General features: G+C 40.3%; 1 protein-coding gene. It reads left to right on the top strand.

Features of this window, described 5'->3' with window-relative positions; translation table 11 throughout:
• The coding region (locus Q5762_RS39765) for a DUF2007 domain-containing protein (protein ID WP_315897193.1) at window positions 1–233 on the top strand (233 nt) is incomplete at both ends.

The following is a 233-nucleotide window of genomic DNA, read 5'->3' on the forward strand; positions in this document are numbered from 1 at the left end:
GTTTTTCATTTCCTCACGAAGCTCATATAGCGAAAGCGAGCTTGGAAAGTGCAGGGATAACAAGCTTTATCGCTGATGAGCATACAGTGAATACTCAGTGGCTTTACTCAAATGCTATCGGTGGTGTTCGTTTATTAGTCGCTGAAGATGACGCAAAAGAAGCATTAGAAATTTTGAATAGCGACTTTTCAGAGTCTGTGGAAAATGAAGCCATTCCTGACAAGTTAAAAGAC

Origin of the sequence: Streptomyces sp. P9(2023), from assembly GCF_032436795.1 — a bacterium.
Taxonomy (GTDB): Bacteria; Actinomycetota; Actinomycetes; order Streptomycetales; family Streptomycetaceae; genus Streptomyces.